The 25,157-nt window shown below is 73.8% G+C and carries 22 protein-coding genes; 8 read left to right on the top strand and 14 right to left on the bottom strand.

Annotated elements, in window-relative coordinates:
• The first annotated feature begins 32 nt into the window (after positions 1-32).
• The 3 genes from ACIGW2_RS20425 to ACIGW2_RS20415 are packed head-to-tail and all read left to right on the top strand — an operon-like array spanning position 33 to position 2,537.
• A complete protein-coding gene (locus ACIGW2_RS20425) occupies positions 33-830 on the top strand; it encodes an ABC transporter ATP-binding protein (protein ID WP_391653400.1) in 798 nt (265 codons plus the stop codon).
• Positions 817-1,704 carry an ABC transporter permease gene (locus tag ACIGW2_RS20420; RefSeq protein WP_391653401.1) on the top strand — a complete coding sequence of 296 codons (888 nt, stop codon included), beginning with the start codon at positions 817-819 and terminating at the stop codon, positions 1,702-1,704. Before ACIGW2_RS20425 ends, ACIGW2_RS20420 begins: the two co-directional genes overlap by 14 nt.
• Before the next feature lie 5 nt (positions 1,705-1,709).
• Positions 1,710-2,537: a sirohydrochlorin chelatase gene (locus ACIGW2_RS20415; protein ID WP_399844858.1), complete on the top strand. Its 828-nt coding sequence runs from the start codon at positions 1,710-1,712 to the stop codon at positions 2,535-2,537.
• Here ACIGW2_RS20415 and ACIGW2_RS20410 read toward each other — a convergent pair.
• The 7 genes from ACIGW2_RS20410 to ACIGW2_RS20380 form a co-directional block, all read right to left on the bottom strand.
• Positions 2,420-2,995 carry a TIGR03086 family metal-binding protein gene (locus ACIGW2_RS20410; protein ID WP_399844856.1) on the bottom strand — a complete coding sequence of 192 codons (576 nt, stop codon included), beginning with the start codon at positions 2,993-2,995 and terminating at the stop codon, positions 2,420-2,422. The genes ACIGW2_RS20415 and ACIGW2_RS20410 overlap by 118 nt on opposite strands.
• A 79-nt stretch (positions 2,996-3,074) precedes the next feature.
• Positions 3,075-3,680 (bottom strand): DsbA family protein, encoded by a 606-nt coding sequence (locus tag ACIGW2_RS20405; protein ID WP_391653404.1) that lies wholly within the window; start codon positions 3,678-3,680, stop codon positions 3,075-3,077.
• A gap of 91 nt (positions 3,681-3,771) precedes the next feature.
• A complete protein-coding gene (locus tag ACIGW2_RS20400) occupies positions 3,772-4,338 on the bottom strand; it encodes a DUF1697 domain-containing protein (protein ID WP_391653405.1) in 567 nt (188 codons plus the stop codon).
• 85 nt (positions 4,339-4,423) lie between these two features.
• The gene (locus ACIGW2_RS20395) at positions 4,424-5,635 is read right to left on the bottom strand and encodes a S8 family peptidase (protein ID WP_356067208.1); all 1,212 of its coding nucleotides are present in this window, start codon (positions 5,633-5,635) and stop codon (positions 4,424-4,426) included.
• 232 nt (positions 5,636-5,867) lie between these two features.
• On the bottom strand, positions 5,868-7,184 hold the full coding sequence (locus ACIGW2_RS20390) for an ABC transporter substrate-binding protein (protein ID WP_399844852.1): 1,317 nt from the start codon (positions 7,182-7,184) through the stop codon (positions 5,868-5,870).
• On the bottom strand, positions 7,181-8,023 hold the full coding sequence (locus tag ACIGW2_RS20385) for a carbohydrate ABC transporter permease (protein ID WP_399844850.1): 843 nt from the start codon (positions 8,021-8,023) through the stop codon (positions 7,181-7,183). The genes ACIGW2_RS20390 and ACIGW2_RS20385 overlap by 4 nt, the downstream gene beginning before the upstream one ends.
• The gene (locus tag ACIGW2_RS20380) at positions 8,020-8,952 is read right to left on the bottom strand and encodes a carbohydrate ABC transporter permease (RefSeq protein ID WP_399844934.1); all 933 of its coding nucleotides are present in this window, start codon (positions 8,950-8,952) and stop codon (positions 8,020-8,022) included. Before ACIGW2_RS20380 ends, ACIGW2_RS20385 begins: the two co-directional genes overlap by 4 nt.
• 140 nt (positions 8,953-9,092) lie before the next feature.
• Between ACIGW2_RS20380 and ACIGW2_RS20375 the strand changes: the two genes are divergently transcribed.
• Together ACIGW2_RS20375 and ACIGW2_RS20370 are read left to right on the top strand one after the other, a co-directional pair.
• Entirely contained in the window at positions 9,093-9,950 is an 858-nt protein-coding gene (locus ACIGW2_RS20375; RefSeq protein ID WP_399844848.1) for a phosphotransferase enzyme family protein, read from the top strand.
• A 52-nt stretch (positions 9,951-10,002) separates the two neighbouring features.
• The gene (locus tag ACIGW2_RS20370; RefSeq protein WP_399844846.1) at positions 10,003-10,827 is read left to right on the top strand and encodes an alpha/beta fold hydrolase; all 825 of its coding nucleotides are present in this window, start codon (positions 10,003-10,005) and stop codon (positions 10,825-10,827) included.
• Between the two features lie 235 nt (positions 10,828-11,062).
• On the opposite strand, the gene ACIGW2_RS20365 is transcribed toward ACIGW2_RS20370, so the two are convergent.
• The 4 genes from ACIGW2_RS20365 to ACIGW2_RS20350 form a co-directional block, all read right to left on the bottom strand.
• A complete protein-coding gene (locus tag ACIGW2_RS20365; RefSeq protein ID WP_399844844.1) occupies positions 11,063-11,785 on the bottom strand; it encodes an exonuclease domain-containing protein in 723 nt (240 codons plus the stop codon).
• An 89-nt stretch (positions 11,786-11,874) separates the two neighbouring features.
• Positions 11,875-13,128 (bottom strand): SAV2148 family HEPN domain-containing protein, encoded by a 1,254-nt coding sequence (locus ACIGW2_RS20360; RefSeq protein ID WP_361581060.1) that lies wholly within the window; start codon positions 13,126-13,128, stop codon positions 11,875-11,877.
• An 88-nt stretch (positions 13,129-13,216) separates the two neighbouring features.
• Positions 13,217-14,524 (bottom strand): copper amine oxidase, encoded by a 1,308-nt coding sequence (locus ACIGW2_RS20355; RefSeq protein ID WP_399844842.1) that lies wholly within the window; start codon positions 14,522-14,524, stop codon positions 13,217-13,219.
• 51 nt (positions 14,525-14,575) lie between these two features.
• A complete protein-coding gene (locus ACIGW2_RS20350; RefSeq protein WP_399844840.1) occupies positions 14,576-15,418 on the bottom strand; it encodes a Tat pathway signal sequence domain protein in 843 nt (280 codons plus the stop codon).
• A gap of 197 nt (positions 15,419-15,615) precedes the next feature.
• Between ACIGW2_RS20350 and glgX the strand changes: the two genes are divergently transcribed.
• Positions 15,616-17,736 (top strand): glycogen debranching protein GlgX, encoded by a 2,121-nt coding sequence (gene glgX / locus ACIGW2_RS20345; RefSeq protein ID WP_356067189.1) that lies wholly within the window; start codon positions 15,616-15,618, stop codon positions 17,734-17,736.
• Positions 17,737-17,977: 241 nt separating this feature from the next.
• Positions 17,978-20,329: a malto-oligosyltrehalose synthase gene (treY, locus tag ACIGW2_RS20340; RefSeq protein WP_399844837.1), complete on the top strand. Its 2,352-nt coding sequence runs from the start codon at positions 17,978-17,980 to the stop codon at positions 20,327-20,329.
• Positions 20,330-20,430: 101 nt separating this feature from the next.
• Here treY and ACIGW2_RS20335 read toward each other — a convergent pair whose 3' ends face one another.
• Positions 20,431-22,653 (bottom strand): hypothetical protein, encoded by a 2,223-nt coding sequence (locus ACIGW2_RS20335; RefSeq protein ID WP_399844836.1) that lies wholly within the window; start codon positions 22,651-22,653, stop codon positions 20,431-20,433.
• Between the two features lie 145 nt (positions 22,654-22,798).
• Here ACIGW2_RS20335 and ACIGW2_RS20330 point away from each other — a divergent pair, with 145 nt between their 5' ends.
• A complete protein-coding gene (locus ACIGW2_RS20330; protein ID WP_361581044.1) occupies positions 22,799-23,245 on the top strand; it encodes an SsgA family sporulation/cell division regulator in 447 nt (148 codons plus the stop codon).
• Between the two features lie 11 nt (positions 23,246-23,256).
• Here ACIGW2_RS20330 and ACIGW2_RS20325 read toward each other — a convergent pair whose 3' ends face one another.
• Positions 23,257-23,895, bottom strand: coding sequence for a nitroreductase family protein (locus ACIGW2_RS20325; protein WP_399844833.1), 639 nt, complete (start codon positions 23,893-23,895; stop codon positions 23,257-23,259).
• Positions 23,896-23,969: 74 nt separating this feature from the next.
• Positions 23,970-24,995, bottom strand: a complete 1,026-nt coding sequence (locus ACIGW2_RS20320) for a cytochrome P450 (protein ID WP_399844831.1) — start codon at positions 24,993-24,995, stop codon at positions 23,970-23,972.
• Between the last annotated feature and the right edge of the window lie 162 nt (positions 24,996-25,157).

Raw genomic sequence — 25,157 nt, 5'->3', positions numbered from 1 at the left:
AGTCCGCTGCTGCTACCCAGGAGGTGACGACCATGGCCACGACCACGACGCTCGCCAAGGACGAGGACCGCGTCGCCGCGGCCGGACACGCCGCGCGCATCGCGCACGTCTCGAAGTCCTTCGGCGGTCCGTCCGGCGGACAGCTCGTCCTCGACGACATCTCGCTCGATGTCGCGCCCGGCGAGTTCGTCACCCTCCTGGGGGCCTCGGGCTGCGGCAAGTCCACCCTGCTCAACCTGGTCGCCGGGCTCGACCGGCCGTCCGCGGGGACCATCGACACCCCGGGCGGCCGGCCGGCCCTGATGTTCCAGGAACACGCGCTGTTCCCGTGGCTGTCCGCGGGCAAGAACATCGAACTGGCCCTGAAGCTGCGCGGGGTGCCGAAGTCCGAGCGCCGCCCGGAGGCCGAGCGCCTCCTGGAGCTGGTGCGGCTCGGCGGCTCGTACGGCAAGCGGGTGCACGAACTGTCCGGCGGCATGCGGCAGCGCGTCGCCCTGGCCCGGGCTCTCGCCCAGGACAGCGACCTGCTGCTGATGGACGAGCCGTTCGCCGCGCTCGACGCGATCACCCGGGACGTGCTGCACGACGAGCTGACCCGGATCTGGCGCGAGACCGACCTCTCCGTCCTCTTCGTCACCCACAACGTGCGCGAGGCCGTGCGGCTGGCCCAGCGCGTCGTCCTGCTCTCGTCCCGCCCCGGCCGGATCGCCCGGGAGTGGACGATCGACATCCCGCAGCCGCGCCGCATCGAGGACGCCGCCGTGGCGGAGCTGTCCGTCGAGATCACCGAACAACTGCGTGGGGAGATCCGCCGCCATGGCCAGCACTGAGACCACCGCCGTCAAGGGCGACGACCTCGCCGGCCTGGAGGCCGGTCTCGACGCCCTGGACAGCGTGCAGGTGCGCCGCACCCCGGTGCGCGAGGTCCTCCTGAAGAAGGTCCTGCCGCCGGTCCTGGCGATCGTCCTGGTCGTCGCGGTGTGGCAGATCCTGGTGACCGCGCAGGTCGCCGACGAGGGCAAGCTGCCCTCGCCCGGCGCCGTGTGGGACAGCCTGGCCACGATGTGGCTGGAGGGCACGCTGCTCGACGTGCTGTGGACCAGCGTGTCCCGGGCGCTGCTCGGCTTCCTGCTCGCCCTCGCGATCGGCACCCCGCTGGGTCTGATCGTGGCCCGGGTGGGCGTGGTGCGGACCGCGATCGGCCCGATCCTGTCCGGATTGCAGTCGCTGCCCTCGGTCGCCTGGGTGGCGCCGGCGGTGCTGTGGCTGGGCCTCAACGACTCGATGATGTACGCGGTGATCCTGCTCGGCGCGGTGCCGTCCATCGCCAACGGCCTGGTGGCCGGCGTGGACCAGGTGCCGCCGCTGTTCCTGCGGGCCGGGCGGACGCTCGGTGCGACGGGTCTGAAGGGCGCCTGGCACATCGTGATGCCGGCCGCGCTACCGGGCTATCTCGCGGGCCTGAAGCAGGGCTGGGCGTTCTCGTGGCGCTCGCTGATGGCGGCGGAGATCATCGCCTCCTCGCCGGACCTGGGCCTCGGCCTCGGCCAGCTCCTGGAGAACGGCCGGAACAACTTCGACATGCCGGGGATCTTCCTGGCGATCATCCTGATCCTGCTGGTGGGTGTCGCCATCGACCTGCTGATCTTCAGCCCGCTGGAGCGCTCGGTGCTGCGCCGCCGCGGTCTGCTGGTGAAGGCCTGATTCCGGTGAGCGCCCCCGTCCTCCTCGTCATCGCCCACGGCAGCCGCGACCCGCGGCACGCGGCGACCGTCCAGGCGCTGGTGCGCCGGGCCGGGCTGCTGCGGCCGGGGCTGCGGGTGGAGACGGCGTTCCTGGACTTCAACCTGCCGTCGGTGACCGGGGTGCTCGACCGGCTCGCCGCGGAGGGGGTGCGGGAGGTGGTGGCGCTGCCGCTGCTGCTGACCCGCGCCTTCCACGCGAAGGCGGACATCCCGGCGGTGCTGCGGCAGGCCCCGGCCGCGCTGCGGATCCGGCAGGCGGAGGTCCTCGGCCCGTCCCCGTTGCTGCTCGCGACGGTGGAACGGCGCCTGTACGAGGCGGGGCTCACGCCCGCCGACAAGAGCTCGACCGGGGTCGTCCTGGCCTCGGCGGGCTCCACCGACCCGGAGGCGATCGCGGTGATCGCAGAAACGGCGCGGGAGCTGCGGAACACCGGTTGGTGCTCCGTGCGGCCCGCTTTCGCCTCCGCATCCCTTCCCCGTACGGAGGAGGCGGTACGGGCGCTGCGCGCCGAGCCGGGGGTCCGGCGGGTGGCGGTGGCCCCGTACGTGATCGCGCCGGGCCGGCTCCCGGACCGCATCGCGGCCGGCGCGGCGGGGGCCGACGTCCTCGCCGAGGTCCTCGGCCCCTCCCCCGAACTGGCCCGGCTGCTCCTGGAGCGGTACGGGGCGGCGGCTCAGGCGCCGCGGCCGCTGAGCGCGAGCGCCCGGGCGAACGAGGCCTCGCCGGCGTCCCCGGGCTCCGTCGCCACGGGCGCGTCGAACCCCTCGTACTCCCGGTACATCTCGGCGTAGCGCTCGACCACCTCCAGCACGTAGGCGCCGGTCTCCTCGGGCAGCGCGTACTCCTGCCCGGTGCTGCGGGCCAGGTCCCAGCCGTGCAGGGCGAGTTCGAGCACGAGCACGGCGGCGATCTCGGCGGCCGGGACGGGGCTGCCGCCCATGTCGACGTCCCCCTCCCACGCCTCGGGCTTCTCCCAGGCGGCGAGCGCCCGGTCGAGCTGCTCCGCGTACCGCTCGGCCCAGTCCCCCTCCGCGGCGAAGTCCCGCAGCACCAGCTCCTCGGGCAGTTCGAGGCGCAGCGCCCGGTGTTCGAGCCCGTGCGCGCCGTAGCGCACGAGGTGGTTGACGAGCTCCCGCACGGTCCAGTCGGTGCAGCGGGAGCCCTCGGCGAGCCGGTCGTCGGTGACGCCGCGGGCGACCCGTACGGATTCGGCGGCGCAGACGGTGAGGTGTCGGTGAATCGCGTTCATGCCGCCCACGCTAGGCGGGGTGCGGGGGCGGGTCTTGAAGTTTCGCGACAGGGGACGCGGCGGGCGGGGCGGGCGCGGCTCAGGAGAAGTCGAGGCCCCCTGTCCGGGTGCGCTTGAGTTCGAAGAGGTCGGGGTGGGTGGCGAGGGTGCGGAAGGCGTCCCAGAGGTCGGCGGCGCGTTCGCCGCGGGGGACGGCGCGCAGGACCGGGCCGAACCAGGCGGTGCCGTCGACGTGGAGGGTGGGGGTGCCGACGTAGGCGTCGGCCTCGGGGTCCTTGCCGGCGTCGTGGCTGCGGCGGACGGCGGGGTCGTGGGCGGGGTCGTGGGCCGCGGCGGCGAGGTCGGCGGGGAGGCCGAGTTCGGCGAGGGACTCGGCGATCACGGCGTCGAAGTCCTTGTTCTTCTGCTCGTGGATGCGGGTGCCGTAGGCGGTGTAGAGCGGGCGCAGCACCTCCGGGCCGTGCTGTTCGGCGGCCGCGGCGGCGACCCGGACGGGGCCGAGGGAGGCGTCGACGAGGGTGCGGTACCAGTCGGGGAGTTCGTTGCCCTCGTTGTGGAGGTAGAGGCTCATGACGTGGAAGCGCACGTCGAGGTCGCGGTGCCGTTCCACTTCGAGGATCCAGCGGGAGGTGATCCAGGCGAAGGGGCAGGCGGGGTCGAAGTAGAAGTCCACGGTGGTCGTCATGGTGCCGAGCCTAGGCGCCGGGTGGCCCGCCGGGGCGGGCCAATCGCGGGTCGCCCGGCTGGGCCACTTCGCGGGGCCGCCGGGAGCTCCTTCAGTCCGTGGGCTCGGTCATCTCGACCAGCTTGCGCACGGTGTTCCAGTTGCGGGCGGTGACGGTGACGCCCTTGAAGAGGGCCGGCCGGGACAGGGCCTCGCCGAGCTTGGAGGTGCCGAGGCCGCCGGGGGCGTAGAGGTAGAGCACGCGGTCGCCGAGGGCGAAGGCCTCGGGCAGGAAGGCCTCGCGGTCGAGGGCGGCGAAGCGCTGCTCGTCGACGCGCTCGGAGAGGTAGAGGGCGTGCAGTTGCTTGCCCTGGAGTTCCTCGGCGGGGAAGGGGCAGTCGGCGACGACGGCCGCGAGGTAGGCGTGCTCGCGCACCAGGCAGTCGACGGCGAAGCCGAAGTGCGCCTCGATCGCGGCCTCGACACCCTGCCGCACCGTCTCGTCCCCGGCGTCCGCCACGTCCTCGGCGGCGGTGAAGGCGGCGTTCCCGCTCTGCAGATACGTCTTCACGTCCCGGTGCCCGAGTCCTTCGAGGACGGAACGCAGCTCCGCCATGGGCACCTTGCGGTGTCCGCCGACGTTGATGCCGCGCAGCAGCAGGGCGTAGGTCTTCGTCATGGACACACCCTAGAGCGACCGCCGTGCCCCGTGGGGGAGGGCACGGCGGTCGCCGGTCATGCGGTGAGGAGTCGCTCCCGGAGGGCTACTCCACGATCTTCAGGAGCTTGTTGGCGGTGCCGGGCGAGGCGTTGCCGATCTTGTCCGGGGTCGCTCCGCCGACCAGCGCCTGGGCGACCTGGTCCGGGGTGGAGTCGGGGTGGCCGGCCAGGTAGACGGCGGCGGCGCCGACCACGTGCGGGGTGGCCATCGACGTGCCGGAGATGGTCTTGGTGCCGGTGTCGCTGTCGTTCCAGGCGGACGTGATGTCCGAGCCGGGGGCGTAGAGGTCCACGACCGAGCCGAAGTTGGAGAAGCTCGACTGCTGGTCGTCCTTGGTGGAGGAGGCGACGGTGATCGCCTCCGGCACGCGGGACGGGGAGCCCTGGCCGGCGTCGGAGGACTCGTTGCCGGCGGCGACGCCGAAGGTCACGCCGGAGGCGATGGCCTTCTTGACGGCGTCGTCGAGGGCCGGGTCGGCGCCTCCGCCGAGGCTCATGTTGGCGACGGACGGGCCCTGGTGGTTCTTGGTGACCCAGTCGATGCCGGCGACGACCTGCTCGGTGGTGCCGGAGCCGTTGTCGTCGAGGACGCGGACGGCGACGATCTTCGCCTTCTTGGCGACGCCGTGGGAGGCGCCGGCGATGGTGCCCGCGACGTGGGTGCCGTGGCCGTTGCCGTCCTGGGCCTCGTTGTCGTTGTCCACGGCGTCGAAGCCGTACGAGGCCCGGCCGCCGAAGTCCTGGTGGCTGATGCGCACGCCGGTGTCGATGACGTACGCGGTGACGCCCTCGCCCGCGCCGTCGGGGTAGGTGTACTTCTGGTCCCCGGCGGTGTCGGTCTGGTCGACCCGGTCGAGGCCCCACGACGGCGGGTTCTCCTGGGTCTCCTTGATGCTGAAGGTGCGGTTCTGGACCACCTTGGCGACGGACGGGTCGGCGGCGAGGCGCTTGGCCTCGGTCTCCGTGAGCCCGTTCACCGAGAAGCCGTTGACGGCGGAGTCGTAGCTGCGGCGCAGGGTGCCGCCGTACTCCTTCGCGAGGTCGTTCTTGCCGGCCTGGTTGGTCTTCTCGTCGAGCAGGACGACGTAGCTGCCGGCGACGGCGCCTTCGACACCGAGTCCGTAGACCGTGCCCTCGGCGGGCGCGGGGGCCGCGCCGGCGAACTGGCCGGTGAGGACGGTGACTCCGGCGGCGGCCGCGATCGCGGTCGTGACGGCGATGTAACGGGTCCGGCGGACACGCTTGTGTATGGCCATGAAGAGGGGTCTCCTCGTCAGGATTTGTGGGGGGTTGGGCCGTCGGACGGAAACTCTCCGGCGGCACGTTCGAAACCCTGTCCCATTGACGAGTGCAAATCAACCCCCTCCGGAGGGTGTGACTTGTTCAACAAGGCTTCTTAATGAGAAGGGCAGAGGATCTCCCCAACTCCCCCCTTGACTCCGGCGTTTCGTACCGGCAGGGGCACCAAGGAGAAGGTGGGGGCCGCGCTCAGTCGCGCTGGTAGCGGGCCAGCACCCTGTTTCCATCGGTAACCAGACGCCGCCTCAGCTCGTCGGTCCCGATGGCGCCGCTGTAGTACTCCTGGAAGGCGGGCGTGGCGACCTTGTCCTTCCACTCCGGGTAGCCCCGCACCGCCTGCGCGGGCGCCGGGCGCAGCGCGCGGGCGACGGCGGCCCCGGTGGCCCAGCCGAACTCGGGGGTGTGCAGGGCGGGATCGGCGAGGGCGGCGGTGTCGGTCGGCAGCATCCAGTCGCCGAGCGCGAGCCGCACCGTGTTGCGCGGCTGGAGGAAGAACTCCAGGAAGGCGGCGGCCTCCTTCTTGTGCGGGCTGTCGGCGGCGATGGACAGGGTCTGCGGGCTGACCCCCTGGGCGAGCCCGCCGGCCCCGGCGGGCGCCGGGAGCACGGTCCAGTCGAAGCCCTCGGGGGCCTGCTGGGCGATCTGCTGGCGGTACGAGAAGCCCAGCGGCACCATCGCGTACCTGCCGCCGAAGAAACCGGGCAGGGTGTCGGAGCCGCCGCTGCCGAGGGTGGCCGGGGAGGCGGTCCGATCGGTGCCGACCATGGCGCGCACGGTTTCCGGCACCACCGCGTCGGCGTCCTCGAAGCGCAGGGTGACCTTGCCGTCGGCGCCCCGGTGGAAGAGCCGGCCGCCGGCCGAGAGGCCCAGGTTGAGCGAGACGGACACGGGTTCCTTGAGCGGCCAGGCCACGGCGTACCGGCCCGTGCCCATCCGGGCCGTCAGCGTCTTGGCGACCCCGCGGAACTCCTCCCAGGTCCAGGGCCGTCCGGCGGTCGGGATGCGCACGCCCGCCTCGGTGAGCAGCGTGCGGTTGGCCATGATCATGCGGGGTTCCTGGAGGAACGGCACGCCGTACACCCCCTCCCCGAAGGTCGTGGTCCGCCAGCTCTCGGCCGGGATGCCGGAGCGCAGCCGCTCGGACAGCAGGGGGCGCAGATCGGCCAGGTAGCCGCCGTAGGCGAAGTCGGCGAGGTCGTCGGAGGCGTCGTGGACGAGGTCGGGGGCCTCGCCGCCCTCGAAGGAGGTGAGCAGCTGGTCGTGGACGGAGTCCCAGCTGCCCTGCACGTACTCGACCTGGATGCCGGGGTGGGCGGCGTTCCACTCGGCGACCAGCTGCCGGTTGGCGTCGACGGACTCCTTCTGCCAGGCCAGGGACTGGAAGCGGAGCCGGACGACGCCGTCCGCTCCCCCGCCGTCGCGGCCGGTGTCCGCCGTGCAGCCGGCGCCGGTCAACAGCAGCGCGAGCGCGGTCAGGGCGGTCGCGAACCGCCGGGCGCGGCTCATGACTTCACCGCCCCGGCGAGCATGCCTCCGGTGATCCGGCGCTGGACGAGGGCGAAGACCACCAGGGACGGCAGGGTCGCCAGGAAGGCCGCGGCGGCGAGCGGGCCGAGGTCGGCGGCGCCCTCGGCGCCGAGGAAGTGGGTGAGGACCACGGGCAGGGTCTGTTTCTCCGGGGACTTGAGCAGCACGAGCGCGAAGAAGAACTCGTTCCAGGCGGTGACGAAGGCGAACAGCGCGGTGGCGACCAGGCCGGGCGCGAGCAGCGGCGCGGTCACCGAGACGAGGGTCCGCAGCCGCCCGGCGCCGTCGACGGCGGCGGCCTCCTCCAGTTCGACGGGCACCGCGCGCACGTACCCGGTGAGCATCCACAGCGCGAAGGGCAGGGACCACACCACGTAGACCAGGACGAGGCCCGGCAGGCTGTTGATCAGGTGCAGGTTCTTCAGGACGAGGAAGAGCGGGATGACCAGCAGGACGAAGGGGAAGGCCTGGCTGACCACGACCCAGCCGGTGGCGGCGGCGGTGAGCCGCGAGCGGTGCCGGGCGAGGACGTAGGCCATCGGGGTGGCCACGGCGACCGCGATCAGCGCGGCGGCGACGGCCGCGAGCAGGCTGTTCCCGGCGGCCCGCAGCAGCGGCTGCTCGTCGAAGGCCTGCCGGAAGTTGGCGAGCGTGGGGTCCTTCGGGATCCAGGTGGGGTGCAGGGAGCCGAGTTCGGTGGCCGGCTTGAAGGCGGTGGAGACCAGCCACAGGAACGGGAAGGCGAGGAAGAGCAGATACGCGAGGAGCGCGGCGTACTGCCCGGCGCGGGCGGCCCCGCGGGTCCGGAAGGCGCTCACCGTTCCTCCTTCAGCCGTCCGACGAGGTACAGGGCGAGGAGCACCGAGACGACGGCGACGAGCACGCAGCCCATGGCGGCGGCGTAGCCGAACTGCCCGTAGCGGAAGGCCTCCTCGTAGGCGAAGAGCATGGGCAGCCGGGTGCGGCCGCCGGGTCCGCCGTTGGTCAGCACGTAGACCAGGGCGAAGGAGTTGAGGTTCCAGATGAAGTTGAGCGAGGTGATGGCCAGGGCGACGGGGCGCAGCGCGGGCCAGGTGACGGTGCGGAAGCGGCGCCAGGCGCCGGCGCCGTCGAGGGCGGCGGCCTCGTGCAGCTCGCGCGGGGTGTTCTGCACCCCGGCCAGCAGGGCGACCGTGGTCTGCGGCAGGCCGGCCCAGACACCGACCACGATCACGGCGGGCAGGGCGGTGCCGAGGCCGCTGAGCCAGGCGCGGCCGTCGCCGAGGCCGAGGTCGTGCAGGGTCTCGTTGAGGACGCCGGCGTCCGGGTTGTAGACGAGCCGCCACATGATGCCGACGACGACCTCGGGCATCGCCCAGGGGACGATCGCGAGCGCCCGGGCCAGCCAGCGCAGCCGGAGGTTCTGGTTCAGCAGCAGGGCGAGGCCGAGGGCGAGCAGGAACTGCGGGACGGTGACGCCCACCGCCCACAGCAGGCCGATGCGGAAGGACTCCCAGAAGAGGGTGTCGTGCAGCAGGTCCTGGAAGTTGAGGGTGCCGATCCAGCGGGTGGCCTGGGTGCGGCCGGACTGGGCGTCGGTGAAGGCGAGCCCGATGCCGTACAGCAGCGGGCCGACGCTGAGGACCAGGATCGGCAGCAGGGCCGGCAGGACCAGGAACCAGGCCCCGAAGTCGCGGCCGGGGCCGGGGCCCCGGGCGGCGCGGTCGGGGGCGGCCCGGCCCGAGGACCGTTTCGGCGCGGTCAGCACACTCACGGTCGACCCCCTGTGCCTGGTCGGTCACCCTGCCTGGGACCCGGTCATCGTCGTGACGGGTGGTCGGTTCGTCAAGGAGAGCGGCACGGATGGGAGACTCTGGGGCGGAAGAGACTGCTGTGGGGAGAGAGACGATGGACGAGGCGCGGGCCCGGGAGATCCTGGCCGCCGCGGGACTGCGGGCGGACGACGCGCGCCTGCTGGCGCTCGGCGAGAACGCGGTCTTCGCGCTGGGCGACCTGGTGGTGAAGGTCGGCCGGGACGCCGAGCTGCTGCCGCGCGCCGAGCGCGAGCTGGCCCTGGCCGGCTGGCTGGAGTCGGCCGGCATCCCCGCCGTACGGGCCGCGGAGCCGGCGCCGCTGCTCGCCGAGGGCCATCCGGTGACCCTCTGGCACCGGCTGCCGGAGGCCGTGCGGCCCAGCGAGCCGCGCGATCTGGCGCCGCTGCTGCGGGCGGTGCACGCACTGCCCGAGCCGGCCGGGCTCGACCTGCCGCGGCGCGAGCTGCTCGGCGGGGTGGAGCGCTGGCTGCGGCTCGCGGGCGACGCGATCGACCCGGCGGACGCCGCCTTCCTGCGCGAGCGCCGCGACGCCTTCGCCCCGGCCGCCGCCGCGCTCGTCCCGCACCTGGAGCCGGGCCCGATCCACGGCGACGCGCTGCCGCGCAACGTGCACGTCGGACCCGACGGCCCGGTCCTGGTGGACCTGGAGACCTTCTCCTCCGACCTGCGCGAGCACGACCTGGTGGTGCTCGCCCTGTCCCGGGACCGCTACGGCCTGGACCCGGCGGCCTACGAGGCCTTCACCGAGGCCTACGGCTGGGACGTGCGCGCCTGGGAGGGCTGTGCGGTGCTGCGCGGGGCGCGGGAGACGGCGAGCTGCGCCTGGGTGGCCCAGCACGCGCCGGCCAATCCGAAGGCGCTCGCCGAGTTCGAGCGGCGGGTGGCCTCGCTGCGGGACGGCGACCCCGAGGTGCGCTGGTATCCCTTCTGACATCATGATCCCTGTCGAACCGGACGGTAGGGACGGGGTGTTGAGGATGCGGATGGAACTGTCGGACGTCACGCTGGACGTCGAGGTGAGCGGTGAGGGCCCGGCGGTGCTGCTGCTGCACGGCTTCCCGGACTCGCACCGGCTGTGGCGCCACCAGGTCCCCGCACTGAACGCGGCCGGCTTCCGGACGATCGCGCCCACCCTGCGCGGCTTCGGCGGCTCGGACCGGCCGGAGGGCGGGGCGGAGGCGTACCACCCGGCGAAGCACGTGGGCGACATGCTGGAGCTGCTGGCCCGGCTCGACGTCGACCGCTTCCACCTGGTCGGCCACGACTGGGGCTCGGGCATCGCCCAGGCCCTGGCCCAGGTCGCGCCGGAGCGGGTGGCGAGCCTGACGATCCTGTCGGTGGGCCACATCGGGGCCGTCCGCGGCGCGGGCTGGGAGCAGAAGCAGCGCTCCTGGTACATGCTCCTCTTCCAGCTCGCGGACGTCGCCGAGACCTGGCTGGCCCACGACGACCACGCGAACCTGCGCGAGATGCTCGCCGAGCACCCGGACGCGGAGGCGGTGCTGGCGCCCCTGCGCGAGCCCGGCGGCCTGACGGCCGCGCTGAACATCTACCGCTCGGGGCTGCCGGCCGAGGTGCAGTTCGCCCCGGAACTCCCGCTGTCGCCCCTCCCGGAGCAGGTCCCCGTCCTGGGCGTCTGGTCCACCGGCGACCGCTTCCTCACCGAGCGGTCGATGACGGACTCCGCCGAGTACGTCGCCGGCTCCTGGCGCTACGAGCGGATCGAGGACGCGGGCCACTGGCTCCAGCTCGACCAGCCGCAGAAGGTGAACGAGCTGCTGCTCTCCTTCCTCAAGGAGAACCTCTGACCACGCGGGACTAGGGGGTGTCTCGCCGATCATGCCGGGCTCTCGACGCCCGGTGCCGCGCCTCGCCGCGTTGTCGTCGGTCGCCGATGGCCCCCTGGGCTTCGCCCGGGAGGTACCCCCACCGCATCGCGTCCCTCCTCCGCCTTGCGATCCCTCCCCTCGGCCCTGACGGGCCTGGGGAGACCCCACGCACCGGACGCCGCTCGCTCGTCCGGCCTGATCGACAAGACACCCCCTAGCCCGCCACCGGAGCCGGCTGCCGCAGCGGCCACACCGGGTCCACGACCGCCTCCGGGTCGCCCTTGCGGCGCAGGAAGGACTGGAAGTCCTCGGCCCACTCCCGGTACCAGACGATCTGGCGCTCGTGGAGCCGGGCCGGGTCGAGGGCGGCGACCGAGGGGTGCCGCTCGGCTATCGCGATGGCGACCCGGACCGCGGCGAGCGCGTCGGCGGCGGCCTGGTGGGCGGCGGTGAGCTCCACCCCGTACTCCCCGCAGACCGCCTCCAGGGTGCGCTTGCCGCGCCGGTAGCGGTCGACGGCCCGGTCGATGGTGTACGGGTCTACGACCGGGCCTATGCCGGCGCCGCCCAGCCGCTCCTGGAGGGAGGGCAGTCCGTGCCGGCGCAGCTCGGCGGCGAGCAGGGTGAGGTCGAAGGAGGCGTTGTACGCGACGACCGGGACGCCCTGCGCCCAGTAGCCGGTCAGGGTCTCGGCGATCTCGTCGGCGACCTCGCGGACCGGGCGGCCCTCCGCGGCGGCGCGCTCGCTGCTGATGCCGTGGATCGCGGAGGCCTGCGCCGGGATGCGGATGCCCGGGTCGGCGAGCCAGTCGCGCTGGCGCACCACCGTGCCGCCGCGGACGCCGACGACGGAGGCCGTGACGATGCGGGCCTCCAGCGGGTCCGTACCGGTCGTCTCCAGGTCGAAGCCGACCAGCTCTTCCCCATGCCAAGCCATCGGGACCTCCTCGTGTGTTCTCCCCCGTGGTGATGGACACCCTCGCACGGGCCACTGACAACGAAAGCGCCCGGCCTCCCGGGACGGGGTCAGGAGACCGGCCGGGAGTCGAGCCAGACCGACTCGAATTCCTCCCGATATGTCGAGAAAAGTCCGTGTTCGGTGCCGCTGTCGGGGCCCTGTCCGGAGCGGACCACGTTCCGGCCGCCGCCGCGCAGCACGAACACCGGGGCCTCCATGCCGCGGGCCTTGCGCAGATAGGACTGGACGACCGCGACCCCGTCGGGGCCGTCCCCGTCCACCAGATAGGCGGTGAAGCGGGGGGTCTCGTCGAAGACGTGGATCTGGAAGGCGCCGGGGTCGCGCAGCTTGGAGCGCACCCGGCGCATGTGCAGGATGTTCATCTCGACCGCGCGGCTCAGCTCGCCCTTCTTCAGGCCGAGCTCGCGCTCGCGCCGTTTGACGGCGCTGCTGGCCGGGTTGAGGAAGAGCAGCCGTATCCGGCAGCCGGACTCGGCGAGGTGCACCATCCGCCGGCCCGAGAAGTTCTGCACCAGGAGATTCAGACCTATGCCCGTGGCGTCGAGCCGGCGGGCCCCGCCGAACAGGTCCTCGGCGGGCAGCTGGCGCTGCAGCCGCACCCGGTCGGGGTGCACGGACACCACGTCCGCGTAGCGGTCGCCGACCAGGTCCTCGACCGCGTCGACCGGCAGCCGGTCCGCCGAGCGCACTCCCGCCCCGCTCCCGAGGATGTCCAGGAGCCGGGCGGAGGCCCGTTCGGACTGGGCCAGGACGGTCAGCGACAGGGCCCGGTTGCGGGAGACGACGTTGCGCGTCACCTCCAGCTCGTCCAGGGCCAGCTCGACCTCGCGCCGGTCGTCGAAGTAGGGCTCGAAGCAGGGCCAGTGCTGCACCATCAGCTCGCGCAGCTGCGGCAGGGTGAGGAAGCTGAGCACGTTGTCGTCGGCCGGGTCGAGCAGATAGCCCTTGCGGCGGGACACCTCGCGGACGGCGACCGCCCGCTGGACCCACTCCTGGCCGGCCGGCCCGGCCGCGGCCACCACCCACTCCTCGCCGTGCACCGGCTCGTACACCGGACGGAGCACGGCCGCGACGACCGCCCGCAGCCGCTGTTCGACGAGATTCAGCCAGACGTAGGCGCGGCCGGCCCGCTGGGCCCGGGTGCGCACCTCGTTCCACGCCTCCGCGCCCCACTCCAGTTCGGCGCCGATCTCCACCGGCCGGGCGACGGAGACCGCGCCGGGCGGCACCTCGCCGGGGTCGGCCGGTCCCCCGTCGTGACCCGCCTCGCCTGGGGGCAGCTCCAGACCTCCCGAGCTCACCCGCGCACCGCCTTCTGCTCCCGACAACGATCAAGGAAGGGTACTCCGGGAGCGGGAGGCGGTGCAGCAGGATCGCCGGGCCGGTTGCTCAACTGCCCGTATTCGGCGCACCGTTCCGGCCGGCGAGATCGGCCGGAGTGAGCGGATTCATAGCGGTTACGTCCCTGGGCGCGAGCTGGAATCCCTGCCAGTGGACCGGCATCGGCTGCTGGTCCTCGTCCCGGGCGATGTGGTGGAACCCGATGTTGACCCAGACGGAGGGATGGGTCAGAGTCTCCCCATTGACCCATTTGTCCACGCTGGTGGGCGCGTTCCGGCCGCAGTTCAGGATGTTGTTGCTGGCGAACTGCTCGCAGGCGCGGGCCTGGGTGAAGTAGACGTCGTGCCGGGTGAAGGGGCGTCCGGCGTAGGTGTTGGTGTGGCCCGGCACGATCTCGTACGAGCGCGGGTGCCCGTCCTTGTTCTTGCCGCTCTGGCTCACCACCCGCCACCAGCGCATGCTCTTCGCGTCCCCGGCCAGCTCCTTGGTGACGACGGTCCGGGTGGTCTTGACGGTCGGGCTGCCGTCCCGGGCGGGCGGGGTGACCGTCGAGTCGTACTGCTCGACGCGCCCCTTGGAGCTCCCGTCGAGACCGAAGTCGAGCTTCCAGAAGACGTTGTGGGCGTGGCTGGTGGCGTAGTCGCGCGCGCCCTTGCCGATGGGCCAGCCGCGTCCGTCGGTGGCGTTGTAGTCGACCGGCGAGAGGCTGCCGGTGGCGCCGACGTTGGCCGAGATCGTCCCGTCGGAGGAGAAGCGCCACTCGCTGATGTACTCGTACCAGCCGACCTTGTTGACGGTGTAGACGAGCAGGTCCTTGCCCTGCGCCTGCCAGACCCTGCCGGGGCTGTCGGCGGCCATCCGGTAGGCGTGGCCGCGGGCCCGGGTGGTGGTGCACAGGCCGTTCACCCGGCCGACGTCGGGGATCTTCACGGAGGTGAGGGTGCCGCCGGGGCACTCGCCGGGCTTGAGGCCCTGCAGGCCCCAGCCGAAGCCGGCGCCGGTGAGGTCGTCGTACTCGGCGTTGCCGTCGTCGTACGGGACGTGGATCTGGGCGAGCTTGGCGCTGTTCAGCACCCGGATGGGGGCGGGCTCGCCGGGCGGCTGGTAGGTGACCTTGTCCAGGATCAGACCGGAGTCGGTCGAATAGCGCCAGCACATGCGCCAGACGGTGCCGCCGTCGAGCTTCTGCTGGATGCGGTACGCGGCCGAGCAGTCGGCCGCCGGGGGCGGCGGCGCGGGGGCGGCCGGCGCGGCGCTCGCGGGCGCGGCGGTGGCGGCGGTGGCGGCGCCGAGCAGGGCGCCGGCGGCGAGGACGGCACCCGTGGTGCGGGCGTGCCGGAGTCGCGAAGAGGACATGCGGACGTACTCCCTCGGTACGGTCGTGCGTGACGTGGGCCGGGTCGGTGGTCAGCCGACGCGGGTGACGGTGCGGGCGCTGAGGTCGACGACCAGGCCGCGGGTGTCGATCCAGGGGCCGTTGAGCACCTTGGTGACGAGCCGGACGCAGCGGTGCTCGCCGCACTTCGCGAGCTGCGGCGGCACGTCCTTCTCCCGGTAGGTGCGGTAGACGTCGCCGTTGAACCACAGCTGGTCCGGCGAGGTGAGCGCCTTGCCGGTGGCGTCCCGGTAGTCCGCCCTGACGCCGTCGCCGAGCGGGCTGCCGAGCACGAGCCGGAGCGCGGCCCGCAGCTCCTCGGGGTGGGCGGAGGGCTGGACGCCGCGCTGCGCACCGGACTCCTCCACCTTCCCGGTGTCGAGGTTCACGGTCCGGGTGACGAGCTCGTCGCGGGCGTAGTCGTAGAGGCGGACCACGGCCCGGCGCGGCCCGCCGCCCTCCTCGCCGGGCCGCGGGTCGGCCAGCTCGGTGGCGAGGCGCTGCGGCCCCCGGCCGCCGTCCGCGTTCCGCTGGGCCCCCTGCCGGTCCGGGGCGGCCGGCGGGGTCAGCGCCAGGGCCTCGGCCCGCTTCAGCTCGTCGTCGGTGAGCGGGTCGGTGCCCACTCCCCTGGCCCCCTCGGGCGGTGCCGCGGCCTGCGCGGCGGGTCCGGGTGCCGGCCCGTCGGCGGCCGGCCGCCCGGGCGTGCCGTCGGCGGCGGCGTCCGGGCCGGTGCCGCTCGCGGCCGTGCCGCGCGGGGCCTCGTCGGCCCCGGCGCTCCCCGGCAGGGTGACGGCCACGGCGACCGCGGTGCCGGTCACCGCCATCGCCGCGCCGGCCACCACCTTCCCCAGGTGGCGGCGCACTATGTCGTACACACTTCCCCCCACTTTGCACGTATCTTCCGCATATCCCCCGATTCGCGGTGTGGTCACCCGTTAGGACGGGCCGAAGTCCTAGGAGGTTGCGCCTCTTTCGGGCAGGATCTGGCCGAGTCGGGCCCGTCCGGCCCCCCGTTTCGGCCGGGCGGCTCCGCAGCACCGTGACCCCGGATCAGAAGTGGAAGAGTTGGTCTATGCAGGTCTGGCCGGGACAGGCGTATCCCCTGGGCGCCACCTATGACGGCGCCGGTACCAATTTCGCGGTCTTCTCGGAGGCCGCGCACCGGATCGAGCTGTGTCTGCTCGACGACGACGGCGGCGAGACCTCCGTCGAGCTGCGCGAGACCGACGCCTTCGTGCGGCACGCCTATCTGCCGGGCGTGATGCCCGGCCAGCGCTACGGCTTCCGGGTGCACGGGCCGTACGCGCCGGAGCGCGGGCTGCGCTGCAACCCCGCGAAGCTGCTCCTCGACCCGTACGCGCGGGCGGTCTCGGGCTCGGTGAAGTGGGGCGAGGCGGTGTACGGCTACCCCTTCGGGCGGCCCGACGCGCGCAACGACCTCGACTCCGCGCCGCACACGATGACCTCGGTCGTGGTCAACCCGTACTTCGACTGGGGCGACGACCGGCGCCCGCGCACCGAGTACCACCACACCGTGATCTACGAGGCCCATGTGAAGGGCCTGACGATGCTCCACCCGGACCTGCCGGAGGAGCTGCGCGGGACGTACGCGGGCCTCGCGCACCCGGCGGTGATCAACCACCTGAAGGAACTCGGGGTGACCGCGCTCGAACTGATGCCGGTGCACCAGTTCGTGAACGACCACCGGCTCGCCGACGCGGGCCTGTCGAACTACTGGGGCTACAACACCATCGGCTTCTTCGCCCCGCACAACGCCTACGCCTCCTGGGGCGACCGGGGCCAGCAGGTGCTGGAGTTCAAGTCGGCGGTGCGGGCGCTGCACCAGGCCGGCATCGAGGTGATCCTCGACGTGGTCTACAACCACACGGCCGAGGGCAACCACCTGGGCCCGACGCTCTCCTTCCGGGGCCTGGACAACCCCTCGTACTACCGGCTCGGCGACGACCCGCGCTACTACACGGACACCACGGGCACCGGGAACTCGCTGCTCATGCGGTCCCCGCACGTGCTCCAGATGATCATGGACAGTCTGCGCTACTGGGTCACCGAGATGCACGTGGACGGCTTCCGCTTCGACCTGGCGGCCACCCTGGCTCGCCAGTTCCACGAGGTGGACCGGCTGTCCTCGTTCTTCGACCTGGTGCAGCAGGACCCGGTGGTCAGCCAGGTCAAGCTGATCGCCGAGCCCTGGGACCTGGGCGAGGGCGGCTACCAGGTGGGCAACTTCCCGCCGCAGTGGGCCGAGTGGAACGGCAAGTACCGGGACTGCGTGCGCGACCTGTGGCGCGGCGAGCCGCGCACGCTGGCCGAGTTCGCCTCCCGGCTCACCGGCTCCTCCGACCTCTACCAGGACGACGGGCGCCGGCCGCTCGCCTCGGTCAACTTCGTGACCTGCCACGACGGCTTCACCCTGCGCGACCTGGTCTCGTACAACGAGAAGCACAACGAGGCCAACGGGGAGGGCAACCGGGACGGCGAGAGCCACAACCGCTCCTGGAACTGCGGTGCCGAGGGCGACACCGACGACATCGGCATCCGCGAGCTGCGGCAGCGCCAGATGCGCAATTTCCTGGCCACCCTGATGCTGTCGCAGGGCGTGCCGATGCTCGCCCACGGCGACGAGTTCGGGCGCACCCAGGGCGGCAACAACAACGCGTACTGCCAGGACAGCGAGATCTCCTGGGTGCGCTGGCCCAAGCCGGGCAGCGAACCGGAGTCCACGCTGCTCGGGTTCACCCGGGCGATGGTGCGGCTGCGCCGCGAGCACCCGGTGTTCCGGCGGCGCCGCTTCTTCCACGGGCGGCCGGTGGAGGGCACCCACGACGAGCTCACCGACATCGCGTGGTTCACGCCGCAGGGCGAGGAGATGACCGCCCGGGACTGGCAGGCGGCGCACGCGAAGGCGCTGACGGTCTTCCTCAACGGCAACGCGATCTCCGAGCCGGGCCCGCAGGGCGAGCGGATCTCCGACGACTCCTTCCTGCTGATGTTCAACGCCTCCTCGGAGGAGCTGGAGTTCGAGGTGCCGGACAGCCACGGCGAGTGCTGGCGGGTGGTCGTGGACACCTCCCACCCGGAGGGCATGCCGCCGCAGGAGGGCCCGCGGGTGGCGGCCGGCGAGCGGGTGACGCTCGCCCCGCTCACGCTGACGGTGCTGCGCCGGCCGGCCTGATCCGTTCCGTACGGGAGACGCGCACGGTCCGGGCCGGCACCGCGCGCCCCCGGCCGCGTCCGTTCGGCGGCACCCGATCGGGTGGCGTCGGCGGCCGGGCGGGGGGGCCGGCAGGACCGGGCCGAGCGGCCGGAGCGTGTCGCCGTACACCCGGAGCACCCCCCCGAACGTAACGCAGCTCACCCGAACGGACGCAGGGGGTGATGACACGGAACCCTTCGCGCGGGGTACGTACGTTCGCATGACGTCCTTCTCGCCGGCCTCGTCCGCCGACCGCACGCTGCCCACCGCGACCTACCGGATCCAGCTGCAGCCGGAGTTCCCGTTCGCCGCCGCCGAGGCGGCCGTGCCCCGGCTCGCCGCGCTCGGCGTCTCGCACCTGCACCTGTCGCCGGTCCTGGAGGCGCTGCCCGGTTCGACGCACGGCTACGACGTGACCGACCCGGGCCGGGTACGGGAGGAGCTGGGCGGCGAGGCGGGGCTGCGGACGCTCGCGGCGACGGCCCGGGCGCACGGCCTGGGCCTCGTCCTCGACCTGGTGCCCAACCACATGGCGGCCTCGCCCCGGCACAACCGGGCCCTGCGGGAGGTGCTGCGAGAAGGCCCCCACTCGCCGTACGCGCGCTGGTTCGACGTCGACTGGGCGGCGGGCGACGGACGGATGCTGCTGCCGGTGCTCCCGGCCCGGCTCTCCGAGGTGCGCGACCGGCTGCGGGTGGCAGACGGGCTGCTCACCCTGGACGGGCAGGAGTTCCCGCTGCGCGCCGGCACCGAGGGGCTGCCGCTCGACGAGCTGCTCGACGCCCAGTGGTACCGGCTCGCCTGGTGGCGGCTGGCCCGCACCGAGCTCAACTACCGCCGCTTCTTCACCATCTCGGACCTGATCGGGGTGCGGGTCGAGGACCCGGAGGTGTTCGCCGCCACCCACGCGAAGGTCCTCCAGCTGGTCGCCGACGGCGTCGTCGAGGGGCTGCGGATCGACCACCCGGACGGGCTGGCCGACCCCGAGGGCTATCTGGAGCGCCTCGCGGAGGCGACCGGCGGGCGCTGCTGGACGGTGGTGGAGAAGATCCTCACCGGCAGCGAACCGCTGCCCGCCTCCTGGCCGGTGGCCGGCACCACCGGCTACGACGCCCTGCGCCACGTGGACGGCCTCTTCACCGACCCGGTGGGCGCCGACGAACTCGCCGACGTGTACCGCGAGTTCGCCGGGCGGGCCGGGGACCGGGGCGGCTACTGGGCGGCGACCGCGCGGCGCGCCGCGTACAAGGTGGTCACCCACGAGCTGGCCTCCGAGACCGCCGCCCTGACCCGGATCGCCGAGCGGATCTGCGCCGCCGACCCCGCGCTGCGCGACCACGCGCCGTGGGCCCTGCACACCGCGGTCCGGGAACTCCTCGTGCGCGTCCCGGTCTACCGCCCCTACCGCACCGGCGGCGAGCACGTGCTCACCCCGGAGGCGGCGCGCGGCGCGAAGGCGGCGTTCGCGGTGCCGGAGGAGGCCACGGCCGTGGACGTGGTGCGCGAGCTGGCGCTGGGCCTGCGCGGCGACGGTCCCGAACACCGGGCGTTCCGGGCCCGGTTCGCGCAGACCTCGTCCGCGCTGCGCGCCAAGTCCGTGGAGGACACCGCCTTCTACCGCTACACCCCGCTGCTCTCGGCGAACGAGGTCGGCGGCGACCCGGGCCGCCCGGCGGTGACCCCCGACGAGTTCCACGCCTACTGCGCCCGGATCGCCCGCGACTGGCCGGGCACCGGCACGGTGCTCACCACCCACGACACCAAGCGCAGCGCGGACGTACGGGCCGGGATCGCGGTCCTGTCGCAGTGCCCGCAGACCTGGGCGGAGCTCCTGGAGGAGGTCGCCGGGGTGCCCGCGCCCGATCCGCACCTGGCGTGGACGGCCTGGCAGACCGCCTTCGGCTTCGGCACCCCCGACCCCGAGCGACTCGGGCCCGCCGTCCTCAAGTCGGTGCGCGAGGCGGGCCTGCACACCAGCTGGACCGAGCCCGATCCGGCCTACGAGCGGGCGGTGGGCGAGTTCGTGGCGGCGGGACCGGGCCGGATCCCGCTGCGCACCGCCTCCGAGGCGGCCTTCGCGCTCGAACCCCACATCCGCGCCCACGCCCTGGGCGCGACGCTGGTGCAGCTGACCATGCCGGGCGTGCCCGAGCTCTACCAGAACACCGAGCGGGAGTACCGGGCGCTCGTCGACCCGGACAACCGGGCGCCGTACGCGCCGGGCCCGGACGACGAGAAGACGGCCCTGGTCCGGGCGGCCCTCGGCCTGCGCCGGGCGCACCCCGGGTGCTTCGGCCCGGCCGGGCACTACACGGCACTGCCGGCGACCGGCCCGACGGCCCCGCACTGTCTGGCCTTCACCCGCGCGGACCGGGTCCTCACGGCGGTGACCCGGCTGTCGCTCCGCCTCGCGGAGGCGGGCGGCTGGCAGGACACGGCGCTGACGCTGCCGGACGGGCGCTGGCTCGACGTCCTGGACGGCGTCCGGGAGTTCACCGGCGGCGCGCCGACCCCGGTGAAGCTGGCGGAGCTGTTCGAGGAGCGGCCGGTGGCGCTGCTCGTGCGTGCCTAGGGAAGAGAAGGGGGGCGAGGGAAGCGAAGGGACTAACGCATCGATTGGTTTCGAATAGAAGGAAGCCCCTTCATGGCCTCGCCCCCGGAAGAACCTAGCAGTCAGGCGGGGATCAGGTCGCGCAGATTTCCGGGTGTGATCACCCGCGAGCCCGCGGCGAGCCCCTCGGGCCGCTCCAGGCCCAGGTAGGTGACCGGCTCCCCGGGCGCCGGGGTGCGGCCGTCCCACAGCTCGGTCCGGGCGCCCGCCCCGGCCATCAGGCCGACGAGGTGCCGGACGGTGAGCGGGGTGCGCTCGACCAGGCCGCGGACCAGGACGGCGAAGGTCACCCGGTTCTCCTCGACCCGGTTCCCGGACGGCGCGCCGCGCAGGTGGAGGTGCAGCCAGCGGGCGTGCCAGCCGCCCTCGGCGTCCCGCTGGAAGACCAGCGGCAGCGCGATCCGGCCGGGCCCGCGCAGGTCCGACTTCATGCGCACGGTGCGCGGCTCGAAGGGCCGGCCGCCCTGCTCGGCGCCGCGCAGCATGAAGCCGAAGAAGGACTCGTCGAGCCGCTCGAAGCCCTCGCCGCTGTAGACGTGCACCTGCGGCACGATGAAGTCGCCGCGCACCGCGCCGAGCCGCAGGTCGATGAACTCGGAGGCGCCGTCCGTGGCGTCGGTGACGTCCCCGGAGTGGGCTCCCTCGACGGAGGCGAGGTTCGTGTACGACAGCCAGCCGACGGTGTCGTAGCCGGCGTCCATGAGCAGCGCGGTCAGGTCGAGGTCGGTGCTGTACCGGGCCTGCTTCCAGTACGTGAAGAAGCGCAGCAGCTCGCCGTCGATCCGCGAGACGGAGCCGCGCGGCAGCGTGCCGAGCCCGGCCGCGGCGGCCCGGCCGCTCAGCGGCAGCGCCACGTCCAGCATGTCGGGGTCGACGAGGACGCGGCCGGGGACGTCGAGCCGGCGCCGGACCTCGGCGTCGAGAAGCGCGGTCAGGCGCGCGGCCGCGGCCCCGGGCAGCGGGGCGCGGGTCTCCTCGGTGACCCAGGCGCCGCCGGACCGGTTGACGAACACGCGGCGGGGAGCGGTCCCTTCGGGGTCGGTGAGGTGGGTGGAGTCGGTGAGGTGGGCGGGAACCTCGGTGGCGCGGTTCTGCACGTGCTCGCGCAGGGACAGCAGCACCCGGCCGGACACCTGGCCGGCGGTGCGCTCGGCTGCGGCGAGGACGGCCTCGCGTTCCGGTTCCTCCGTCGCCGTGCGGACGAGCCGGTCCAGCGCGCGGAACAGGGCGCCGGGCGCGGTGGCGGCCAGCAGCCCGGCGGCACCCCTGACGTCGCCGGCGGCAAGGAGTGCCTCGACCCGGCCGGCGAGCGAGGGCGCCCGGAGCTCGCCGCGCGCGACGGCGAACACCTCGGCGGCGTGCGGCCACTGCGGGTACTCGTGCGGGTGCAGCCGCTCCCCGAGCCGCTTCCACGCCTCGCGGTGCCGGGGGACGTCCGCGAGCTTGGCCGGCTGCCCGGCCACGACCGCGTCGAGCGAGGCGAGCAGCGCGCGCCGGTGCGGCCGGGACGGCGCGCGGAAGCGGGTGGGCAGGGCCAGGGTGACGTCGCCGTCGGACAGCGCGCAGGCGAGCCGCAGCACGTCGGTGACGGTGTCCAGGAGCAGCCCTGCCCCGGCCTGGAGGCGGGCCTTGTTGACCACCGCGCGCACCTCGCGGACGGGGATCTCCGTCGGCTGCGGCCCGTGCGCCTGGCGCTTGGCGAGCACGGCCAGGTCGGCGAGGTGCTCGTCACCGAGCGGGGTGCGGCTGCCGGCGAGGGCGAGGTAGAGCGCGCTCACCTCGTCGAGGAGGGCGCCGCCGGGGTGCAGCACGGTGACCCGGTCGCCGGTGGCGGCGACCAGTTCGTCGTGGGCGGCGAGCAGCTCCTCGTACGTGTGCGGGTAACGCCCGTACGCCGGCAGGGTCAGCAGGTCGAGCACCCCGTCGCCGAGCCGGTCGAGCACGAGGGGCCGGGCCTCCTCGTCGGCGAGCGCCTTGACCAGGCACTCGGTCCAGAACTCGACGGTGTCGGGGACGCCCGCCGGGAAGCGCAGGAAGTAGGCGTTGTGCCGGACGTGGTCCCCGACGAGCTCGCGGACGGTCTCCAGGGTGCGGGTGGCGAGCGCGGTCACGGTCTGCTCCTCGCACCCGGACAGCGCGGTGAACAGCTCGCCCGAGAGCTTGAAGCCGACGGACATCAGCGCGATGTCGAACTGCCGGGCGGCGGACGCTCCTTGGCCCTTCCGGGAGGGAACGGGGACGCGGAGGGTGTGGCGTACGACCAGGCGTTCGAGGGTGTGGACCATGCGCGCATCGTTCCAGGCGGGGGCGGGCCGTCGCACACGGATTTCGACGGAGAGGCATGGGCCGCGCGACAGGGGTAAGGCGCACAGGAGCGCAAGGGAACGCAGCGGAACAGCACGAGTGCGGACGACAGCGGAGGAGAGCGACATGTCCGAGGCACGGCGACCCGACGACCGGGCAGCGGCCCTCGTGGAGCCCTGGCGGACGAGCGGCCGGCGACAGGTGAACGCCGACCTGGAGATCCCGATCGACGTCACCTTCTCCTACGATCCGGGCGACCCGTGGGCGGTCCGGGTGTCGTTCGCGCACCTCGGGCTCACCACGGACTGGACGCTCTCCCGGGAACTGCTCCGCACCGGCGTCCGCACCTCCTGCGGACTGGGCGACGTCCAGCTGTGGCCGGTCCGGCGCGGCGGACGCGGCGGCCGGCTCCGGATCCGCCTGGGCGGCACGGGCTCGCCGGTCCTCGTGGACGTCGACCGGCGCGCGCTGCGCGCCTGGCTGGCCACGACGTTCGAGGCGGTCCCGCCGGGCACGGAGCCGGACCACGTGGACTGGACGGCGGAGCTGCGGCGCCTCGGCGCCGAGGCCTGAGGCCCGGGGCCCTAACGGCGTGAGGGGGTCTCCCGCGAGGCCTCCCACGGGGTCTCCCGCGCGGCCCGGGACCAGGGGGCGGCCAGCAGGTCCGCCACGCTGCGCCGGTCGCGGTGCTCCGGCGGGGCGCCGGCCGCGCGGCCCACGGCGATCATGGAGACGATCTCCCAGCCCGGCTCGGGCTCCAGCTCCTTGGTGAGGCCGTCCAGGTCGAAGGCCCGGAACTGGTGCGAGGCGAGGCCGAGCGCCTCGGCCTGGAGGGTCAGGTGGGCGACGGCCTGGCCGAGGTCGTGGTCGGAGAACTCGGAGTAGAGCAGCCCGCTGTCGTCGACGTGGCGGCGGGTCGCGGTGACCAGGAGCACCCCGGCGTCCGGTGCCCACCGGGCCGAGCTGGGCGCGAGGTGCCGGACCAGCCGTTCGTGGTCCGGTTCGCCGGGCCGGGCGGCGAAGAAGCCCCACGGCTGGGAGTTGCCGGCGGACGGCGCCCAGCGCGCGGCTTCCAGGAGCAGCGCGAGGGCGCGGTCGTCCACGGCGCCGGCCGGGTCGAAGCGGGCGGGGCTGTGGCGGCCCGCCAGGAGGGGGTGGAGGCCGCCGCCGGAGGGCTCGGGGCGCGGCCCCGGCAGGCGCGGTTCCCCTTGATCACGTCGCATGCCGGGCTGAAACGCCCGCCGGTGGCGGGCGTATTCCGCGTGCCCGAGGTCCTTTCTCCGCCGTCGGATGCCGGCTATCCGCCGGGGCGGACGATCAGGGTGCGCGGGGCGCGGGTGATGACTCCCGTGCGCTCCGGGCGGAAGCCCTCGGCGAGGCGCAGCTTCGGCATGGCCTCGAACAGCGCGCGCAGGGCGTACTCCGCCTCCAGGCCGGCGAGGGTGACGGCGGGGCAGGCCCCGGGGCCGTAGGTGAGCTGGCCGGGGTCGTCGCGCAGCAGGTCGAAGCGGTCCGGGTCGCGGAAGCGCTCGGGGTCGCGGCCGGCGGCGCCGAGCAGCAGGGCGACCGGGGCGCCGTCGGGGAGGGTGCCGCCGCTGACGGTGATCTCCCCGCGGGTGCGGCGCATCATGATCTGCACCGGGGGTTCGCGGCGCAGCGACTCGTTCCAGGCCCTGGCGACCAGCCCGGCGGGCGCGTCGCGCAGGGCCTCGACGAGGTCGGGATCGGCGAGCACGTCCGCGAGGAAGCCGGCCAGGGCCTTCTCCCGTACCGCGATCTGTCCGGTGCACTGCCCCGCGAGCGCGGACGCGGCCCGGCCGCGCACCAGCCGCATCATGTCCCGGTACGGCACGCCGACGGCGGCCGCCACGGTCCCCGCGGGCAGCCAGTGGCAGAAGTCCGCCACCAGGTCGGCGCGCGACCGGTCGGCGATCCGCCGGGCGAGCACGAAGGCGGTGCGCTCGGCGACGGCCCGCAGCTCGGCCTCGTCCACGTCCGTGTGGGTCTCGGCGCAGGGCGGGTCGCCGGGCCGGTGCCCGTGGGTGAACCGCGCGTCGGTGAGGGCCCCGGCCACGTCCGCGTACCGGCTGAGCACCCAGGCCCGCAGCAGCGGGTCGTGGGTGAGCGGGAACTCCTCGCGCAGCACCCGGTACGTGCCGTACGGGTCCCGCGCGCCGCCCGGCTCCAGGGGGCTGGGGGCGACCCGTCGGGGCGGGCGGTCGGCCGCGGCGACGGCCGCCGCCGACCGGGCGGGCGCCATCGCGGGCAGCACGCCCCAGCGGGCGCGCCGCCCGCCCTCGCTCCGCTGCGGCTCGTGGCTCATCGGGCCCCCTCGGTGGTCGCTGGTGCGGTCCACCCAGGACACCACCGATCGAGTGACATCGCACCACGTACACCGCTGAACCGGTGAATTTCGGAGAAAGGGCAGAAAGGCCGGAAAGGGGGGAAAAGGGTCGGCGTGGGGCGCGAGGGGGACGCGGGGGGG

This window comes from Streptomyces sp. NPDC053541, from assembly GCF_044544705.1.
Classification (GTDB): Bacteria; Actinomycetota; Actinomycetes; order Streptomycetales; family Streptomycetaceae; genus Streptomyces.
This window is presented reverse-complemented; position numbering and strand designations above follow the sequence as displayed.

Excerpts from the sequence above, each read along its gene's own strand:
- ACIGW2_RS20335 (WP_399844836.1), bottom strand. The coding sequence starts at position 22,653 with ATGGTCCACACCCTCGAACGCCTGGTCGTACGCCACACCCTCCGCGTC.
- treY (WP_399844837.1), top strand. The coding sequence starts at position 17,978 with ATGACGTCCTTCTCGCCGGCCTCGTCCGCCGACCGCACGCTGCCCACC.
- ACIGW2_RS20400 (WP_391653405.1), bottom strand. The coding sequence starts at position 4,338 with ATGACGAAGACCTACGCCCTGCTGCTGCGCGGCATCAACGTCGGCGGA.
- ACIGW2_RS20370 (WP_399844846.1), top strand. The coding sequence starts at position 10,003 with ATGGAACTGTCGGACGTCACGCTGGACGTCGAGGTGAGCGGTGAGGGC.
- ACIGW2_RS20375 (WP_399844848.1), top strand. The coding sequence starts at position 9,093 with ATGGACGAGGCGCGGGCCCGGGAGATCCTGGCCGCCGCGGGACTGCGG.
- ACIGW2_RS20355 (WP_399844842.1), bottom strand. The coding sequence starts at position 14,524 with ATGTCCTCTTCGCGACTCCGGCACGCCCGCACCACGGGTGCCGTCCTC.
- ACIGW2_RS20390 (WP_399844852.1), bottom strand. The coding sequence starts at position 7,184 with ATGAGCCGCGCCCGGCGGTTCGCGACCGCCCTGACCGCGCTCGCGCTG.
- ACIGW2_RS20410 (WP_399844856.1), bottom strand. The coding sequence starts at position 2,995 with ATGAACGCGATTCACCGACACCTCACCGTCTGCGCCGCCGAATCCGTA.
- ACIGW2_RS20405 (WP_391653404.1), bottom strand. The coding sequence starts at position 3,680 with ATGACGACCACCGTGGACTTCTACTTCGACCCCGCCTGCCCCTTCGCC.
- ACIGW2_RS20325 (WP_399844833.1), bottom strand. The coding sequence starts at position 23,895 with ATGCGACGTGATCAAGGGGAACCGCGCCTGCCGGGGCCGCGCCCCGAG.
- ACIGW2_RS20425 (WP_391653400.1), top strand. The coding sequence starts at position 33 with ATGGCCACGACCACGACGCTCGCCAAGGACGAGGACCGCGTCGCCGCG.
- ACIGW2_RS20320 (WP_399844831.1), bottom strand. The coding sequence starts at position 24,995 with ATGAGCCACGAGCCGCAGCGGAGCGAGGGCGGGCGGCGCGCCCGCTGG.
- glgX (WP_356067189.1), top strand. The coding sequence starts at position 15,616 with ATGCAGGTCTGGCCGGGACAGGCGTATCCCCTGGGCGCCACCTATGAC.
- ACIGW2_RS20395 (WP_356067208.1), bottom strand. The coding sequence starts at position 5,635 with ATGGCCATACACAAGCGTGTCCGCCGGACCCGTTACATCGCCGTCACG.
- ACIGW2_RS20420 (WP_391653401.1), top strand. The coding sequence starts at position 817 with ATGGCCAGCACTGAGACCACCGCCGTCAAGGGCGACGACCTCGCCGGC.
- ACIGW2_RS20365 (WP_399844844.1), bottom strand. The coding sequence starts at position 11,785 with ATGGCTTGGCATGGGGAAGAGCTGGTCGGCTTCGACCTGGAGACGACC.
- ACIGW2_RS20330 (WP_361581044.1), top strand. The coding sequence starts at position 22,799 with ATGTCCGAGGCACGGCGACCCGACGACCGGGCAGCGGCCCTCGTGGAG.